This is a genomic window from Acinetobacter sp. N1-1 (assembly GCF_056711485.1).
Genome location: NZ_JBWXUO010000012.1, coordinates 1617648 through 1635046, shown reverse-complemented (window position 1 = coordinate 1635046; position 17399 = coordinate 1617648). Strand labels below are relative to the sequence as shown.

Below are 17399 nucleotides of genomic sequence, written 5' to 3'. Positions count from 1 at the left end.
ACGCTACTCAATTTTTCTTTTTGTGCTTCTATAAGTTTTATCTGTAACCCATTCATCACCTTGCAATTCAAAGTCTTCACTTGCTTTCACATACTCGATTTGAGCACTGTACTGTTCCATATATATTTTTTTAGCCAAAGCCTCTGCTAATGTTTCTGCACCCTTTGCAACACCACCAATCATACCAACCAAAGGACCTTGACTCATATGTGCATTATAGTTAAAACAATATAAACGAGATACGTCTAAACTTTCAGACACTTTAGGAGTAAACTCAAAGTTTGGACTAAGATATGGATACTCCCCCATTTCATCATATGATTGGCTTTGTTCAGGGGTATAAACTTCTTTCCATTTTTTTACCTGATGCTGTAAACGTTCAAGCCAAATATTTTTTGTCCAATCTAGCTTAAATCCTGTCGCAAAAATTAAGTAATCAAGAATAAAGTGATGATGCTGAGTATGAACATGTAGCTTATTACCCTGTACGATGACTTTATCAATTGTTTCATTAAAATTGAAATACACATTTTCATGTTTAGAGACACGCAATGTACTTCCAAAAGGTGGCGGTGTCCCTTCTTTCTTTAAATAGTATTGAAAATCCCATTTTTGGGTATCACTCCAATATGCATAAGAAGAAAGATAACCTTGATTAGAAGCAGCCTTACTTCGATTTACTCTAGGAAAATCATCTGTACGGCAGAGTATTTCAACTACTTCTGCACCATGCTCTAATGCAGTTGCAGCACTGTCCATTGCTCCTGCACTTGACCCAACAACCCCAATATTTTTACCCTTAAATTGAGTGTAGTCTGTTCCAGCATAGCTATGTTCCCAAAAATTTTGAGGTAAATGGTTTGCATAATCGGGTATATTTGGAGAGCTTAAGCTATCAATACCCATTGCAAGCACACAATGTTCTGCAGTGTATATTTGTTCTTCATTTTCTGTTTTGAAGGTCAATTTAATACTTTTTCTTTCTATAATTAAATCGATTAATTCATGTTTATAATAGATTTTGGGAGCTGTTATGGTTTTAAACCATTGTAGATAGTGATGCCATGTAACACGCGGAATCTTCTCTAGTTTATCCCACTGTGCTGTACCAAATTGTGCTTTATACCAAGCTTGAAATGTCAATGATGGAGAAATTAAAGCAGGTCCTGTTAAATTTTTAGGAGATCTCAAATTTTCCATAAGCGCAGGACTCAGCCAAGGTCCTTCATGCCCCTCTTCTTCTTTTTCAAATAGAGTACATGGAATCCCTTTTATTTTTAAAGCAAAAGCTAAACATAAGGCAGACATTCCTGCACCAATGATCACAATCGGTGGATTATTATTTACAGAGCTTATCCAGTCTTTAGGTGGAATATTAAAATTTTCTAAATCTATCTTTATTTGTTTTTCGAGTTCTTTTAAATTATTTTGTGGGTACATAAAACGCTTACCTAACTGAAATTCCAAATAAAAACGCCCTATTGAATAGTATAGATGATATTATATCATTTACTTTTTATAATATCTGATGAGTATTTCATAAAAAATGCTAATTGAATAATTTTCCTTAAATTTATTCTTTTTACACTGATATTACTTTTATTCATTAATATATGTATTTTTATTCATTTTAATTATTTATAAAATATTCTATAACTATAAAAGAAACAATTTCAGTTGATATATTGAGCTGTGATATATATTCTTATGACTTTAGAACTTTTTCTGATATAGAAATCGTTAAAATAGATATGGAGACCCTAAGGACATGAAACAGCAAATTTACTTAGATTATGCTGCTACAACACCAGTTTACCCTGAGATTATAAAAAAGATGGCAGACTGTTTATCCTTCGATGGTCTCTTTGGTAATCCTGCATCAAATGGTCATTGTTTTGGTACAGATGCAAGAAGTCAGATTGAAGAAGCAAGACAGTATGTTGCAGACCTTATTGGCGCAAAAGCAGATGAAATTATTTGGACGTCGGGTGCAACAGAATCGAATAACCTTGCATTAAAAGGAATAGCTGAGCGTTATGCACATCGCGGTAAGCATATTATTACCAGTCAAATCGAGCATAAAGCAATTCTAGATAGCTGTATAAAGTTAGAATCCCTTGGTTTTGAGGTTACCTATCTTCAACCTGAAAAAGAAACAGGTTTAATTTCTCCTCATTCTGTACAAGAAGCACTTCGACCAGATACGGTATTGGTATCACTCATGATGGTAAATAATGAGATTGGTACAATTACAGATATCGCTCAGATTGGTAAAATAACGAAAGCAAAAGATATCTTTTTCCACGTAGATGCTGCACAAGCTGCAGGTAAGCTCCCTATCAATGTTCATGAGCTTGGCATAGACCTTCTAAGCCTTTCTGCACATAAAGTTTATGGTCCTAAAGGAATTGGTGCACTTTATGTAAACCATGAAAATTCATTTGAGATCGAGCCACAGATTCATGGTGGTGGACATGAACAAGGTTGTCGCTCAGGTACACTAGCAACACACCAAATCGTTGGTATGGGCGAAGCATTTAGACTAGCCAAAGAGAATTTAGTTACAGAACAGGCGCGTTTAAAAATTTTACAAGAGAAATTGTTTAATGCCCTTAACGATCTCACAGACATTATATTAAATGGTGATAAAACACAACGCGTTGCCAATTACTTAAATGTATCATTCTTAAATGATGATGCATTTATTATTATCAATGCAATTAAAACTTTAGCAGCTGTTTCAAGTGGCTCTGCATGCAATTCAGGGCATGGTGGACCATCACATGTATTGGTTGCACTCGGTAGAGATGAACAAACTGCTAGAAATGCTGTACGATTTAGTTTTGGTAAATATACAACTGAAAAAGATATAGATACTCTGATTGATCATCTAAAACAAGAATATCAGTCAACAAATTTTGTGAGTTTTGCTTAATTTTAAAAAAGGTCAGTAAAATTACTGACCTTTTTTTATTTATGCCGCTTTATAAAATGGTACATCACCATTAATTGTTGCTCTATGCATAATTCGATGCGCATCTCCATAATCAAAAAGTGCTTTATGCTGGGTACAACGGTTATCCCAAATAGCAACATCTCCTTCAGCCCACTGCCAGCGCACATGTAAATTGGGTTGTGTTGAATGTTCAAATAGGAACTTTAATAGTTCATCACTTTCAGATGTTTCTAGTTCATTAATTTTTGTTGTAAACCCTTCGCTCACAAATAGAATAGGCTCTTTTGTTATAGGGTGTGTTCTTACCACAGGGTGAATAACAGGTGGATTTTTCTCAAAAATTTGAAGTAACTTTTGTCTGTCTTCATTGGTTTTTGCATAACGCTCAATAGGAAATGATTGGCGAATATCGTGTACCGCCGTTAAGCCCAATATTTTATGTTGAATTTCTTTAGGTAATGTATGGAAAGCACCTATACCTGTAGACCAAAAGGTATCGCCACCAAATGCTGGAATTTTTTTAGCTTGTAAAACGCAGCCTAAAGGTGGTGTTTTACTAAATGTTACATCTGTATGCCAAAGCTCGTTATCTCTCAAATCTTGCTTCAAGCTATCCAAAATAAGAATTTCAGGTACATCTTCTACATTTGGAAAAATAGGATGAATATGTAGTGAACCAAAACTATTTGCTAAATTGGCCTGATTACGTGGCGATAAATTCTGATTACGAAAAAATATGACTTGATGGTCGATAAGTGCCTGATGAATTTGCACTAAATTTTCATCATTGAGTTTATTTAAATTTACGCCGTGAATGACTGCACCAATCGCAGGTTTAATTTTTTCAATTTGAAGTTGCATTTTTTATTTCTCCTACAACTGTTTGCTATACCAAGGCGCGAGTTCTTTTTGTAACCAACGTAAAAATAACTCAAAGCTGACAGCAACAACAGCAATAACAATAATGCCTAAAATAACTGTATCTGTAATTAAGAACTGTGCGGCAGATTGCACCATGAATCCAATTCCTTTATCTGCTGCGACCAGTTCCGCTGCAACTAAAGTAGACCAACCAACCCCTAGCCCAATACGAACACCTGTAATGATATGAGGTAAAGCTGTAGGTACAATTACATACCAAAATACCTGTGAACGGCTTGCACCAAGTGAGAGTGCTGCTCGCTCTCTATTCTGTTGATGACTTAACACGCCATGTGTACTACTAATAATAATTGGTGCCAAAATTGAAAAGAAAATAAGTAATACTTTTGTTGTTTCACCAATACCGAACCAGATGACAAGCAATGGTAAGTATGCTAAAGGCGGAATAGGTCTTAATAGCTCAACTAATGGGTCAATGATTGCTCTTGCCCATTTATTCAATCCCATCCAAAGCCCAATAGGCACACCAATAATAATGGCTGCTACAAGTGCAACCAGTACACGGCTAATACTCGCAGCCAAATGCTGCCACAACGTTGCCTTCATAAATCCATGTTGACTCACTTCAATAAATTTATGAAAAACTGCTTGAGGGCTCGGTAAAAATAATGGAGATATTAGTCCTAAAGTAGTTACTAGAAACCAAATGACAATTAATGTTGAAACACTCAAAATACTTAGAAGTAGACTCTGATACTTTTCCCAAAAATTCTCATTTGATGATGTTTCTCTTTTGCCTTGTGCCACACTATGCCCTTTTTTTTCTTTATCCCGAGTATCTACGATGCTACTCATATCTGCGACTCCACTTCATGGCTAAGCTGTGAGAATAATTGTTCGCGAAGTTCAATAAATTGAGAATCAGATTTAATTGAGCGGATATTTTCTCCATCGCGATAACGATGTGAAAAGTCCAATTGCAGTCTTTTCGCTACTCTTCCTGGTTTTGCTTGCATAATAATAAGCTCTTCACTCAATAGAAGTGCTTCTTCAATATCATGTGTAATTAGAAAAAAACTTTTATTCCGCTTAGACCATAAATCGAGTACGAGTTTTTGCATATTTTCTCGTGTAAATGCATCAAGTGCAGCAAACGGCTCATCAAGTAAAATAAATTTTGCATGGCTAATCAATGCACGAGCAATGCCAACGCGTTGTTTCATTCCGCCTGATAATTCCCAAATATTGGATTTAGCGACATGACTAAGCCCAACAATTTGAAGAATTTCTGTTACTTTCTGTGCAATTACCTGTTCTTTCTCTTTTTTTATATCTAGAGAAAATGAAATATTTTCCTCTACATTTAGCCACGGGAATAATGCATGCTCTTGAAAAACCACAGCCCTCGTTTCATCAGGTTCATGTAGGATTTTTTCATCGAGTAAAATGTGTCCAATAGTCGGTTTCTGAAATCCTGCCAATATATTTAATAAGGTGGTTTTACCGCAGCCAGATTCACCGAGTACAACAGTAAGAGAGCCTTCTGAAAGACTTAAATTAATATTTTCAAGTGTTGGTATTTCTTGTTTGGCAAATGTTAGTCCAATATTTTCAGCAACTAATGTACTCATCATATTCTCCTTATTTATTGCAAAAATGCTGTAGATACATTGTCGTTATAATCGGATTTCACTTGATCGACTTTGCCTTGCCCCTTTAAAAATTGCGCCGTATCTAAAATGTTTTTAGAAAATTCATTTGACAGCGTTTCAATTTGCTGTTTTCTACTCAGGTAAGTATTTCCTGAAAGAAGCAATGCAATATCTGCAGGACTAGAGCCTGTTAATGTTGAAATTTCATTTATACTTCTCTCGTCATGTGAAAATGCTTCAGGATTCTGGTTATATTTCTCAAGCTGAGTTAATGCAGTGTTCACAAAAGATTTTAAAAACTCAGGATTTTTTTGTGCAAAATCTTTTCTTACAACCCATAAATCATAAGTTGGTGCACCCCATTCACCTACTTGATGCGAATCGACGAATACATTACCTGTTGCTTTAACCTTACTTAAAGCAGGCTCCCATACATAAGCAGCATCAATATCACCACGATTCCAAGCAGCAATTATTTCAGGTGGACGTAAATTAATAATTTTGACTTTATTTTCAGGAATATTCCAATGCTTTAATGCAGATAACAAACTGTAATGTGTGGTTGATACAAATGGTACAGCAATGGTTTTACCAATTAAGTCACTAGGTTGTTTAATACCTGACTTTTGATTCACCACAAGTGCTTCAGAGCTTCCTAATTTTGCTGTGATTAGAAATGCCTCAATCGGCACACCTCTACTTGTTGCCGCAGCAAAAGGACTTGAACCAATATTTCCAATAGAAACATCGCCAGATGCTAGTGCATTAACTACATCAGGTCCTGTATCAAATTTTTTCCACTCGATGGGTTGATTACTATTCTTCTCATACAAGCCTTCGGCCTGCGCAACTTTACTTGGATCAACACCTGTCTGATATGCAATTATAACTGGCTTTTTACTTGTATTTGCTATATCTATATTTCCACGCGTTTGATATACCAAAAAACCAACAAGCGCAGCCAATACAATAATTGTTGTAAACAGTGGTTTCTTATATTTTTTTCGCATGGTCATAGTGCTAAGTTATGAATAATACGTATATATTAGAGCCAGTATAAGTAAGACAAAAATAAGAAAAACTGTATTACTTATTTAAATTTAATAAATAGATTTTTCTAATATGCTTCTCACAAAATGGGCTAAAAACAGTTTTTTTAGTAAAAACCCCATTGAAATTTATGAATTAAATCTAATTTATCTAATCATGGATAAGTTAAAAAATGATGGTGAGAGCGATTTAGAAAAAATATAACTAATATGCATAGCTAAGTAATTATAGTTAGTTTCTAAAACTTATTTGAGATTGTATTTATTACTATAGCTAATTCATCATACCTTTCACACAGTATTTTGAAGCGTAACCAAAACCGTTTTAATATGTATCAGCTAAGATATAAATTTATTTTACAAATGAAGTTTTATAAACTCTTTAGCTTAAAATTAAATGTGACGATTACTTTAATTTTAGATTCCTCTCCAATCAATGCGTGCATTTCGTTCAGTGTCATAGATTCTTTGAACATATCTACCAAGTGCAGTAGACTGTATAAAATCTTGCATATTTAATGATTCTTGGTTTTGTTTACTCTCCAGTATTTCCCAAGGTGTTCCATAAATATTCATCATAGGTGCTAACATTGAGCATATAGATATGTCTGCTAGTGTAAGATGTTCACCTACTAAATATCCTTTTGATGATTTTTCAAAGTGTAGATCTAGCTTCTCAATAATTTCAATAATTCTAAGATGATCGTATTCAACTTGTTCATTACTTAAATGAAGACTTTGACTAATTATGTTTTTAAGTACTGGTTTAGAATATTTCTCAAACTTTCTAAAATATCCTCTTTCATTAATCATATTATCAATCGTTTTTTCATCTATAAGAATTATATTTTGTAATGTCCAACGCCGTACATGTTCTCCAAGCTCATTTGCTATATTGTTAAAATAGTAAACTGGTTCTTTTAATAAGCGATTTTGTGGAATGAGATTTTTTTCAGGATATATTCCATCTAAATATTCTGCGATTTTTGTTGAATCGTAAATCCACAAATCATTGTCTTTTAAAATAGGTAATGTATTTTGCTTGGTTTTCAACTTAGAAAATGCACGATGTACAATAGGTGTTAAATTTTGCGCAACATAGTCTAATTCTTTATAGTCTAATAACCAGCGTGCTTTCTCGCAAAAATGAGATAATGGGAACTGGTAAAGAATACGCATAAATAATAACCTACCAATCTATAATATTTCTTTACTTTAGAGGGCACATATTAAAAAGGCAATGATCTTTTCATCCTATTTCTTTTAAAATTATTCTTGTATGAATGATTGCCTGACTTTACTTAAACTTTAATGTAAAATCGAAAACAATTTTATATAACATCTTTGTGAGTATTGCATGGGTTTTAATTGCGGTATTGTAGGTCTTCCAAACGTTGGTAAATCAACTTTATTTAATGCCTTAACAAAAGCTGCTATTGCTGCTGAAAATTTTCCATTTTGTACAATTGAACCAAATACAGGTATCGTGCCTGTACCAGATGAACGTTTAGATAAACTATCTGCAATTGTAAAGCCACAACGTATTCTACCAACAACAATGGAATTTGTAGATATTGCGGGATTAGTTGCTGGTGCCTCTAAAGGTGAAGGTTTAGGTAACCAATTTTTAGCAAATATTAGAGAGACAGATGCTATAGCACATGTTGTACGTTGCTTTGAAGATGAAAATGTTATTCATGTAAATGGTAAAATTGACCCATTAGATGATATTTCTACTATTAATACAGAATTAGCACTGTCAGATTTAGATACTGTAAGTAAATCTCTTCTGCGTCTTACAAAAAATGCAAAGGGTGGTGATAAAGAAGCAATTGCTACAAAAGCCGTTCTTGAAAAAATATTGCCTCTTTTAAATGAAGGTCGCCCTGCTCGTGCTGCAGATTTATCTGATGATGATAAAAAAGCCCTTCGTGGTTATGGTCTACTGACATTAAAACCAACTATGTATATTGCAAATGTGGCAGAAGATGGGTTTGAAAACAACCCTTATCTAGATGCTGTACGTGAACTTGCAAAAGAAGAAAATGCTATCGTTGTTCCTCTATGTAATCAAATCGAAGCTGAAATTTCTCTATTAGAAGATGAAGACCGCGCAGAATTCTTAGAAGCGATGGATATGGAAGAACCAGGACTTAACGTTGTAATCCGTGCAGGATACGGGTTGCTTGGTTTACAAACTTACTTCACAGCTGGTGTTCAAGAAGTTCGTGCATGGACTGTAAAAGTTGGTGCAACTGCACCTGAAGCAGCTGGTGTGATTCACACTGATTTTGAAAAAGGCTTTATTCGTGCAGAAGTTGTGGCTTATACAGATTTCATTCAATTTAATGGTGAGTCTGGGGCTAAAGATGCTGGTAAATGGCGTCTAGAAGGTAAAAGTTATATCGTTCAAGATGGTGATGTAATGCATTTCCGTTTTAATGTTTAATTAAAAGTATATTTTAGAAGCAAGTTTTAAATATAAAGCTTGCTTAATAACTAAAAAAATAAATTATATATTTGTATTTTTTTGTGAAATAGGTCACAATTATTTGAAATTTTATTGTCTTAGTTTGGTTTTTAATGTCTAAAAAATATTTAAGGTTTTTACCTTCAACTGATATGGAAAATCAGGATTTTTTATTTTTTCACTGGGTTACTCAAGTGTATGCACAATATGTTCAAGGCGTTGATCATGTACTTAAGAAATACGGGATTGATCATTCTCGACAACGTATACTAAATGCTTTACTTATTACACCTCATGCAAGCATTTCTGAAATTTCAGAGATGCTTATACTTAAAATGTCGACAACAACAAAGATTATTTACCGCTTAAAAAATGAAGGATTAGTTGACACCTACTCATGTAATGATGATGGCCGTATTACACGTGTAAATATTACAAAATCTGGTTTAGATATTTTAAATAAAACAAATGATTTAACGAATGCAATTTTAGTAAGAACATTTGATGGATTAACCCCTCTTCAAATTGAAAAAACTATGGGTAATTTACAATTAGTATTTAAGAATTTGAAATATTAATTAAAAATTCTTATGCTTAGGCTATTTTAAGTTTAAAGCAAACAATCGATGCTTTTAAGCATCGATTGTTTTAAATTTTAGAGTAAGTTCCTGTTCCTTCAGGCCAAGGAGTTAAAAGTTCAAAGCCGGACTGGGTTACAACGATCATATGTTCCCATTGTGCAGATAATGATTTATCTTTTGTAACTACAGTCCAACCATCTGATAACTCTTTTACACCAGCTTTTCCTAGATTTACCATTGGCTCGATAGTAAATACCATTCCCTCTTTTAGTTTTAATCCGTGACCTGCACTTCCATAATGAAGTACATTAGGCTGCTCATGATAAACTTTACCTATTCCATGACCACAATATTCTCTAACAATGCTATATCCATTTTTCTGTGCCAATGATTGAATAGCATGACCAATATCCCCTAAAGTTGCTCCTGGCCTAACTTCGTAAATCCCTGCTTTCATAGCTTCGTATGTCACTTCAATTAAGTTCTTTGCCTGTGATGTAATTTTTCCTACAGGATACATTCGACTTGTATCTCCATAATAACCATCTTTAATAATTGCAACATCAATGTTTATAATATCACCATCTTTTAATATTTCTGTTTTTGACGGAATTCCATGACATACAACTTCATTTTTAGATATACATGTTGTTTTAGTATACCCATAATATCCTACATTTGCAGGAATAACTCCCAAAGTATTTACAATATAATCATTACATATATCATCTAAATATTCTGTACTTACACCTGGTTTAACATGATCTTTAATCATATATAAAACTTGCGCAGCTAGTCGTCCAGCTATACGAAGTTTCTCAATTTCCTCTGTTGTTTTTATACTTACTTTAGGGTTATACATCTCTTTACCTTGGTATTTGTGAAAATAATTTCTTTCCTAAAATATTACGCTTAGGCTATTTGAAAAGAAATATTAATTACTTTCCTCTATAGTAAAATATTTCCCTTTTTTTTTAAAGAATTAAACAATAATTTCAAAATACTCCCTTTTGCACTACAATATAACATTACTTTTTATTATTGTTCGATGTTATGACTAAACTTAGTATTAGGGATATCATTGCTTTGGGTTTTATGACCTTCGCTCTTTTTATTGGAGCTGGCAATATTATTTTTCCGCCTATTGTGGCACAGCAAGCTGGAGATCACGTTTGGTTAGCTGCCTTTGGTTTCTTAATTACAGGTGTTGGTCTTCCAGTTCTAACAATTATTGCTTTAGCTCGTGTTGGTGGATCTATTGAAACATTAAGTGCACCTATTGGAAGATTCGCGAGCCTTATTTTAACAATTGTCTGTTACTTAGCGGTAGGCCCTCTATTCGCTACACCTCGCACAGCTACTGTTTCATATGAAATTGGATTATCTCCATATTTTGGCAATTCATCATCATCTCTTGTAATTTACAGCGCAATTTATTTTATTATTGTAGGTATCGTATCTCTTTATCCAACGAAATTATTGGATACCATCGGTAAAGTCCTTGCACCATTAAAAATAGCTGCATTAGCAATTTTATGTATTACAACACTTATATTACCTATTATATTTGTTGCACCACCAATTAATAACTATGCTATCCGTCCTGTATCTGAAGGATTAGTGAATGGCTACCTGACTATGGATACTCTAGGTGCTTTAGTATTTGGTATTGTTATTACACAAGCAATTGCTTCACGTGGTGTAACTGACCATAAATTAATAACTCGCTATGCTATTATTGCAAGTATTATGGCAGGCGTTGGATTAACGGCGCTATATTTATGCCTATTCCGATTAGGTATTCAAAGTCATTCCTTTATTCCAAATGCAAGTAATGGTGCTGTTATTCTTCATGCTTTTGTCCAGCATTCATTTGGAAATTTAGGTTCGATCTTTTTAAGTGCACTTATTTTCTTAGCATGTGTTGTTACTGCAATTGGCTTAACATGTTCATGTGCAGAATACTTTCATAGACTAACAAATATATCTTATAAGTTACTTGTATTATTATTAGTTGGATTTGCCTTTATTATTTCAAATCTTGGCTTAACAAAGTTAATTGCTTTCTCTGTTCCTATTTTAACAGCCATCTATCCACCAGCAATTATTGTTATTGTTTTAAGTTTCTTTTGGAAATTCTTTAATAGATCTTCTTCTGTACTATTCCCTGTAACAGGTGTTGCACTTATTTTTGGAATTATTGAAGGCATTAAAGCATCATCTTTTGCTTCAATCGTACCTTCATTTTTACAAACATTACCTTTAGCAGAACAAAATTTGGCTTGGGTTATACCATGCGGAATTGTTTTATTAATTTCTGTGATTTTCGATAGAATGAATAAAAGCGTATAGTATGTATGCCACTCTGGCTCAAAAGTAATTTTTGAGCCATTTTTATTTCTCAAATCAGTTTATTACCTTAAATTTCCTACCGAAAAATTATCTTTATTTCTATATAAAGCTCACAGCTTTGGTGAGCTAAGTCAATAAATTTCACCGATTATTGTATTTGAAGCTAAATTTATTATGTATTTTTTAAAATTACTTAATTGTGTCATAATTTAGTAATAAAACTTTGATAGCAATAAATTGACTTTTCAATAATTCCAAGTAAAATACTAAACTTAATCTAACTTATCTGAAGATATTTTTTATCTAAGTATATATATTGGAGGCAATCATGAATGTAAAAATAAATCCCAATATTGCTATTTATGTGGTTATGACTGTAGCGCTTTTACTTACTCTAAGTATTCAGGGTGTTATTAGTGGTAACTTAAAAGCTGAGCAGTTTTTATATGCAATTTTTGCATCTATTGCTTTTTCTGTTTGGGCAATGGTTGATGCAAAATTTCGTCAAAAAAATGCAAATTCACAATAAAAAGAACTAGATTCATCTAGTTCTTTTAAATTACATTAAAAATAACAAATTAAAATCAATAAAAAAACGAGTTATTTCTTGCAGTTTGTATTTTTAATTGATTATCCTTATATTGTTTAAATATTTTCTATCCTATATAGGTAAAATACAATGAAAAAACTACTTTCTACTTCTATTCTTGCATTAAGCGTTGCAATACTAAGCGCAGGTGCGATGGCTTGCCCTAAAGGCTCATCTTTACAAGGTGGCACAGGCCCACATCATAAAGGTGGAAAATGTGTTGCTAAATCTGGTTCTAATGCAGCTAAATCAGACAAAAAAATGAGCCACGATTCAATGTCTAAAATGCCAATGAATCAAAAGTAATAAAATTTTCATATCCAAAAAAAGAAGGTGATAATCACCTTCTTTTTTTAACTGTTTCCTAACGAAGGATTATCTAGTGCACTTTTACACAAGCCTTTATTATGTAAGTAACTTTCCTTTTCATTAGCTTGAGAATTATCATTAGATTGCACAGCACGTGCCCATGTATCCAAACTAACCATTGCTTTTCTACATAATGCAAAGTTACCTTCTGCTACAGAGTCACCCATTTTTACATTAATCATCCATTGACTACCAAGCTCTCGCAAAGGCTTACGTACTTCACTATCAATTTTTGTCAACTCATGATTTTCAACCATTGGCTCAACTCGATTCATTAATTCCCAAGATTTTTTTGCATATGCTGTTGCATCTTTGCTCAAATTAGGTGCAGGCTTAATTTCAACCTTTTGACCATTGTTATTATTACATGCGGTTAACCCGAGCATCACACCAATGAGTGCTAGAGCCATATACTGTTTTTTGTACAACATCATAACGATTTCACTTCTTACTCATGCGATACACTACGCTATAAGATACATCAAATTACTGCAATATAAAAAATATGCCTAAATTGGTAATTTTATTCACAAATTATGCTTTTGGATACTTAACACTATTGTGAGTTCTGTTATTCTAAAATAACCTGAAACAAGGAATAATGACATGAGTATTACAATTGGAACGCCTCTACAATCATCAGCATTCAAAGTATTATTATTAGGCTCAGGAGAACTTGGTAAAGAAGTTGTTATCTCCTTACAGCGTTTAGGTGTTGAAGTACATGCTGCCGACCGCTACTCTAATGCACCTGCAATGCAAGTTGCTCACTTCTCACATACTTTAAATATGGCAGATCCAATTGCATTACAACAACTCATAGATGAAGTACAACCTAATCTAGTCGTTCCTGAAATTGAAGCCATTGCAACTGAGGTTTTACTTCATATAGAAAAACAAAATAAAACAACGATTATCCCTTCAGCAAAAGCGGTCAATCTGACAATGAATCGCGAGGGTATTCGTACCTTAGCAGCAGATGAACTCGGCTTACCTACATCAAATTTCCGTTTCGCAGACAATCTAGCATCTTTTCGTGCTGCCTGTGATGATATTGGCTACCCAAATTTTGTTAAGCCTGTGATGTCATCATCCGGTAAGGGACAATCTCACATTAAAAGTTTTGAGGAGGTCGATGCTGCATGGGAATATGCAATGCAAGCTGCACGTGTAAACCAAGGCAAAGTCATTATAGAATCGCAAATCGACTTTGATTTTGAAATTACACTACTTACCGTACGTGCAAAGAACCCTTCATCTGATGCAATTGAAACCCACTTTTGCAACCCCATTGGTCATCAACAACAAAACGGCGACTACATCGAAAGTTGGCAACCACAGCCAATGTCTCAAACTGCATTAGAGTCCGCACAACATATTGCCGATAAAATCACAACTGCATTAGGTGGCTGTGGTATTTTCGGTGTTGAACTTTTCGTAAAAGGCGATAAAGTTTGGTTTAGTGAGGTTTCACCTCGCCCACACGATACAGGCTTAGTTACCCTTGCCTCTCAATTTCAAAATGAGTTTGAGCTTCACGCACGTGCTATTTTAGGTTTACCTGTAAATACTGAACAGCATAGCACTGCTGCAAGTGCTGTAATCTATGCAGGTAAAAATAGTGCAAACCTTTCATTTAATAACTTAGATACAGCACTTGCAAACCCTAATACGGACTTACGCCTTTTTGGTAAGCCCGAGGGCTTCTTAAAGCGTCGTATGGGCGTCATTACTGCACGTGCAACAACAACTGATAGTGCTCGTGAAATTGCACGAGAATCTGCAAAACAAATAAGTGTAAAAGCATAAAGAAAAGGGCAAATACAATGGTAAAAATGCATGCTTTAACCGAATATATTCAACATGACCAAGATGTTTCTTCATTACAACAATGGCGAAATGATATAGAACAACAGCTTGATCAAAACTTTGAGGAATATGGTTACAGCATCCGCGACATTGTATTGGCTCGATCTAATGCAATTGATGATGCACTTACATTTTTATGGAAAATGACTAAATTCTCAGAAGAAACAACCATTTCTCTCTTTGCTGTTGGTGGTTATGGTCGAAGAGAAATGTTGCCTTATTCAGATGTAGACATCATGATATTATCTACATCTGAACTTACAACAGAACAAGAAGAAAAAATTTCAAAGTTTATTGCGCTCTTATGGGATATAAATATTAAACCAGGCGTCAGTGTACGCACCCTACAATCATGTATAGAACAATCAAAATCTGATCTTACCATTGCGACATCTCTTATTGAAGCTAGGCTTATTATTGGCAATGAAACTTTAGCGAAATGGCCACGGCGTACTGTTAATGATGTCTGGACCGATCGTGAATTCTTTGATGAAAAAATGCTAGAACAAAAGAATCGCCATGCTCAACATAACAATACTGAAAGCAACCTAGAACCTGATATTAAAAATGCCCCGGGTGGTATTCGAGATATGAACCAAATTGGTTGGGTTGCAAAGCGACATTTCCGTGTAAATCGTATTTATGATTTAGTTCACTTGGGCTTTATCTCTGAATTTGAACTAGAAATGCTAGAACAAGCCGAAACTTTCTACTGGGAAATTAGGCACCACCTACACAAACTCACCAAACGTGATGAAAATAGATTGCTATTTGATTATCAACGCGAGATTGCAGCAAAATTTGGCTATGCCCATCAAGAAAACCAACACCGTAACTATTCTATAGAACAGTTTATGAAACGCTACTATAGAATGGCACAACAAGTATTTACGCTAAATGAAATTCTATTAGATTATTTCAATCAAGTTGCAATTCAGCCAAGAGACCAAAATACAGAAAAAAATATTGTTATCCTGAATGATCGTTTTAAACTGATTGATGGAAAGATTGCAGTTCAACATCATAAAATATTTGCAGAACAGCCTAGTGCTATCTTAGAAATATTTTATCTTATTGGTATTCATCCTGAAATTACAGGAATTCGTGCACGCACATTACGTCTGCTTGTACTTTCAGCAAAAAGTATAGATGAAAATTTTAGAGACAACCCTGAACATCGTCATTTATTCATCAATATTATTCGCTCATCTACACGCCTCTACGAAACACTTTCACATATGCGGCGGTATGGCATACTCGGAAAGTATCTACCTGCTTTTGGCCAAATTATGGGTCTCATGCAATACGATTTATTCCATATATATACGGTAGACCAACATACGCTACTATTACTCCGTAATTTAGAAAGATTTCAAGAGCCTGAGTTTGCCAAATCATTTTCTGTTGTCAGCTCTGTATATCAGCGCCTTAGACGTAAGGAAATTATTATGATAGCTGCACTCTTCCACGATATTGCAAAGGGACGTGGCGGTGACCATAGTGAGCTTGGCGCACAAGATGCTTATGACTTTTGTGAAGCACATGGTATTTCTAAGCCCGATACAGAGCTTATTGTTTGGCTGATACAGAATCATTTACTGATGTCACTTACCGCACAAAAGAAAGATATTTCCGACCCAGATGTTATTAAAGCATTTGCAGATAAACTTGGAAACATAGATTATCTCAATTACTTATATACGCTAACCGTTGCAGACATTAACGCCACCAATCCTAAACTGTGGAATACATGGCGCGCTTCTTTAATGCGTCAGCTCTATACACAAACAAGAGAAGTCATTCGTCACGGATTAGATCGGCCTGTTGACTATCAAATGCTCATAGAAGATACAAAATTCACTGCCAGTGAGAAACTTGTACATGAGTTTTCACTTATAGAAGTCGAAAAAGTTTGGCAAGCACTTGGTGATGAATACTTCATCAAAGAATCTGCTGATGAAATTGTATGGCATACTAAAGCCATTCTTGAGCACGGCGACAACCCAACACCTCTTATACTCTTACGAGCACAGCGTCAGGCGGCTCAAGATGCCATTCAAGTATTTATTTACACACAAGATAAACCCAACCTATTTGCAACCACTGTTGCTGTACTCGACAGAATGAATCTTGATGTACAAAATGCACGAATTATTACATCAAATACAGACTTTAGTTTAGATACCTATATTGTATTAGACCGTTTTGGCACATTACTAAATGATCCCGAACGTCAAGATACCGTAAAAAATGCCCTTATCAAAGCACTTAGCCATTTAGACCAATATCCAAATTTAATGCAACGCCGTATTCCTAGACAACTTAGACATTTTAATATCGAAAATAAAGTATCTATTCGTTTTGATATATCACTACAAAAAAATATTGTAGAAATTTCTACACTTGATCATCCTGGCTTACTTGCAAAAATTGGTGGATTATTCATGATGCAAGGATTAGATATACACTCTGCTAAAATTGTCACACTTGGCGAAAAAGCTGAAGATATATTCTTTGTCACAAAAAAAGATGATATCCCGCTTTCTCAAGAAGAATCTAATCTTCTTACACAACAGTTAAAAGCTGCTTTAGATGAAGCATCTAATCAAGTTACTATTCAACATCGGTAA

The 17399-nt window shown here is 34.3% G+C and carries 16 protein-coding genes; 8 read left to right on the top strand and 8 right to left on the bottom strand.

Features of this window, described 5'->3' with window-relative positions:
• Positions 1-3: 3 nt before the first annotated feature.
• Complete coding sequence (locus AC1MPL_RS08055) at positions 4-1467, bottom strand: FAD-dependent oxidoreductase (protein WP_479765294.1); 1464 nt, start codon at positions 1465-1467, stop codon at positions 4-6.
• A gap of 301 nt (positions 1468-1768) precedes the next feature.
• Here AC1MPL_RS08055 and AC1MPL_RS08050 point away from each other — a divergent pair, with 301 nt between their 5' ends.
• Positions 1769-2935 (top strand): aminotransferase class V-fold PLP-dependent enzyme, encoded by a 1167-nt coding sequence (locus tag AC1MPL_RS08050; RefSeq protein WP_479765292.1) that lies wholly within the window; start codon positions 1769-1771, stop codon positions 2933-2935.
• A gap of 39 nt (positions 2936-2974) precedes the next feature.
• Here the strand turns inward: AC1MPL_RS08050 and tauD are convergent, their stop codons facing one another.
• From tauD to AC1MPL_RS08025, 5 genes are all read right to left on the bottom strand, one after another.
• A complete protein-coding gene (gene tauD, locus AC1MPL_RS08045; RefSeq protein ID WP_479765290.1) occupies positions 2975-3817 on the bottom strand; it encodes a taurine dioxygenase in 843 nt (280 codons plus the stop codon).
• Positions 3818-3829: 12 nt separating this feature from the next.
• On the bottom strand, positions 3830-4693 hold the full coding sequence (tauC, locus tag AC1MPL_RS08040) for a taurine ABC transporter permease TauC (RefSeq protein WP_479765289.1): 864 nt from the start codon (positions 4691-4693) through the stop codon (positions 3830-3832).
• A complete protein-coding gene (locus AC1MPL_RS08035) occupies positions 4690-5469 on the bottom strand; it encodes an ATP-binding cassette domain-containing protein (RefSeq protein WP_479765287.1) in 780 nt (259 codons plus the stop codon). Before AC1MPL_RS08035 ends, tauC begins: the two co-directional genes overlap by 4 nt.
• 14 nt (positions 5470-5483) lie before the next feature.
• The gene (tauA, locus tag AC1MPL_RS08030; protein ID WP_479765285.1) at positions 5484-6500 is read right to left on the bottom strand and encodes a taurine ABC transporter substrate-binding protein; all 1017 of its coding nucleotides are present in this window, start codon (positions 6498-6500) and stop codon (positions 5484-5486) included.
• A 456-nt stretch (positions 6501-6956) separates the two neighbouring features.
• Positions 6957-7718 carry a glutathione S-transferase family protein gene (locus AC1MPL_RS08025; RefSeq protein ID WP_479765283.1) on the bottom strand — a complete coding sequence of 254 codons (762 nt, stop codon included), beginning with the start codon at positions 7716-7718 and terminating at the stop codon, positions 6957-6959.
• A gap of 178 nt (positions 7719-7896) precedes the next feature.
• Here AC1MPL_RS08025 and ychF point away from each other — a divergent pair, with 178 nt between their 5' ends.
• Both ychF and AC1MPL_RS08015 read left to right on the top strand, forming a co-directional pair.
• A complete protein-coding gene (gene ychF / locus AC1MPL_RS08020; RefSeq protein WP_479765281.1) occupies positions 7897-8988 on the top strand; it encodes a redox-regulated ATPase YchF in 1092 nt (363 codons plus the stop codon).
• Positions 8989-9122: 134 nt separating this feature from the next.
• Positions 9123-9587, top strand: a complete 465-nt coding sequence (locus tag AC1MPL_RS08015; RefSeq protein WP_479765279.1) for a MarR family winged helix-turn-helix transcriptional regulator — start codon at positions 9123-9125, stop codon at positions 9585-9587.
• Positions 9588-9657: 70 nt separating this feature from the next.
• On the opposite strand, the gene map is transcribed toward AC1MPL_RS08015, so the two are convergent.
• Positions 9658-10452, bottom strand: a complete 795-nt coding sequence (gene map / locus AC1MPL_RS08010; RefSeq protein WP_479765277.1) for a type I methionyl aminopeptidase — start codon at positions 10450-10452, stop codon at positions 9658-9660.
• A gap of 191 nt (positions 10453-10643) precedes the next feature.
• Between map and brnQ the strand changes: the two genes are divergently transcribed.
• The 3 genes from brnQ (at position 10644) to AC1MPL_RS07995 (ending at position 12837) form a co-directional block, all read left to right on the top strand.
• The gene (gene brnQ, locus AC1MPL_RS08005) at positions 10644-11942 is read left to right on the top strand and encodes a branched-chain amino acid transport system II carrier protein (protein ID WP_479765275.1); all 1299 of its coding nucleotides are present in this window, start codon (positions 10644-10646) and stop codon (positions 11940-11942) included.
• A gap of 328 nt (positions 11943-12270) precedes the next feature.
• A complete protein-coding gene (locus AC1MPL_RS08000) occupies positions 12271-12471 on the top strand; it encodes a hypothetical protein (protein WP_479765273.1) in 201 nt (66 codons plus the stop codon).
• A gap of 150 nt (positions 12472-12621) precedes the next feature.
• Positions 12622-12837: a hypothetical protein gene (locus AC1MPL_RS07995; RefSeq protein WP_479765271.1), complete on the top strand. Its 216-nt coding sequence runs from the start codon at positions 12622-12624 to the stop codon at positions 12835-12837.
• 47 nt (positions 12838-12884) lie between these two features.
• Here the strand turns inward: AC1MPL_RS07995 and AC1MPL_RS07990 are convergent, their stop codons facing one another.
• Complete coding sequence (locus tag AC1MPL_RS07990) at positions 12885-13334, bottom strand: hypothetical protein (RefSeq protein WP_479765269.1); 450 nt, start codon at positions 13332-13334, stop codon at positions 12885-12887.
• A 172-nt stretch (positions 13335-13506) separates the two neighbouring features.
• Between AC1MPL_RS07990 and purT the strand changes: the two genes are divergently transcribed.
• Both purT and glnD read left to right on the top strand, forming a co-directional pair.
• Positions 13507-14709 (top strand): formate-dependent phosphoribosylglycinamide formyltransferase, encoded by a 1203-nt coding sequence (gene purT / locus AC1MPL_RS07985; RefSeq protein WP_479765267.1) that lies wholly within the window; start codon positions 13507-13509, stop codon positions 14707-14709.
• A gap of 17 nt (positions 14710-14726) precedes the next feature.
• Positions 14727-17399, top strand: a complete 2673-nt coding sequence (gene glnD, locus AC1MPL_RS07980; protein WP_479765265.1) for a [protein-PII] uridylyltransferase — start codon at positions 14727-14729, stop codon at positions 17397-17399.

Coding starts and splice junctions, on each gene's coding strand:
- AC1MPL_RS08050 (WP_479765292.1), top strand. CDS start 1,769: ATGAAACAGCAAATTTACTTAGATTATGCTGCTACAACACCAGTTTAC.
- AC1MPL_RS07995 (WP_479765271.1), top strand. CDS start 12,622: ATGAAAAAACTACTTTCTACTTCTATTCTTGCATTAAGCGTTGCAATA.
- glnD (WP_479765265.1), top strand. CDS start 14,727: ATGGTAAAAATGCATGCTTTAACCGAATATATTCAACATGACCAAGAT.
- AC1MPL_RS08035 (WP_479765287.1), bottom strand. CDS start 5,469: ATGAGTACATTAGTTGCTGAAAATATTGGACTAACATTTGCCAAACAA.
- AC1MPL_RS08015 (WP_479765279.1), top strand. CDS start 9,123: ATGTCTAAAAAATATTTAAGGTTTTTACCTTCAACTGATATGGAAAAT.
- map (WP_479765277.1), bottom strand. CDS start 10,452: ATGTATAACCCTAAAGTAAGTATAAAAACAACAGAGGAAATTGAGAAA.
- AC1MPL_RS08025 (WP_479765283.1), bottom strand. CDS start 7,718: ATGCGTATTCTTTACCAGTTCCCATTATCTCATTTTTGCGAGAAAGCA.
- AC1MPL_RS07990 (WP_479765269.1), bottom strand. CDS start 13,334: ATGATGTTGTACAAAAAACAGTATATGGCTCTAGCACTCATTGGTGTG.
- tauA (WP_479765285.1), bottom strand. CDS start 6,500: ATGCGAAAAAAATATAAGAAACCACTGTTTACAACAATTATTGTATTG.
- ychF (WP_479765281.1), top strand. CDS start 7,897: ATGGGTTTTAATTGCGGTATTGTAGGTCTTCCAAACGTTGGTAAATCA.
- tauD (WP_479765290.1), bottom strand. CDS start 3,817: ATGCAACTTCAAATTGAAAAAATTAAACCTGCGATTGGTGCAGTCATT.
- purT (WP_479765267.1), top strand. CDS start 13,507: ATGAGTATTACAATTGGAACGCCTCTACAATCATCAGCATTCAAAGTA.
- AC1MPL_RS08000 (WP_479765273.1), top strand. CDS start 12,271: ATGAATGTAAAAATAAATCCCAATATTGCTATTTATGTGGTTATGACT.
- brnQ (WP_479765275.1), top strand. CDS start 10,644: ATGACTAAACTTAGTATTAGGGATATCATTGCTTTGGGTTTTATGACC.
- tauC (WP_479765289.1), bottom strand. CDS start 4,693: ATGAGTAGCATCGTAGATACTCGGGATAAAGAAAAAAAAGGGCATAGT.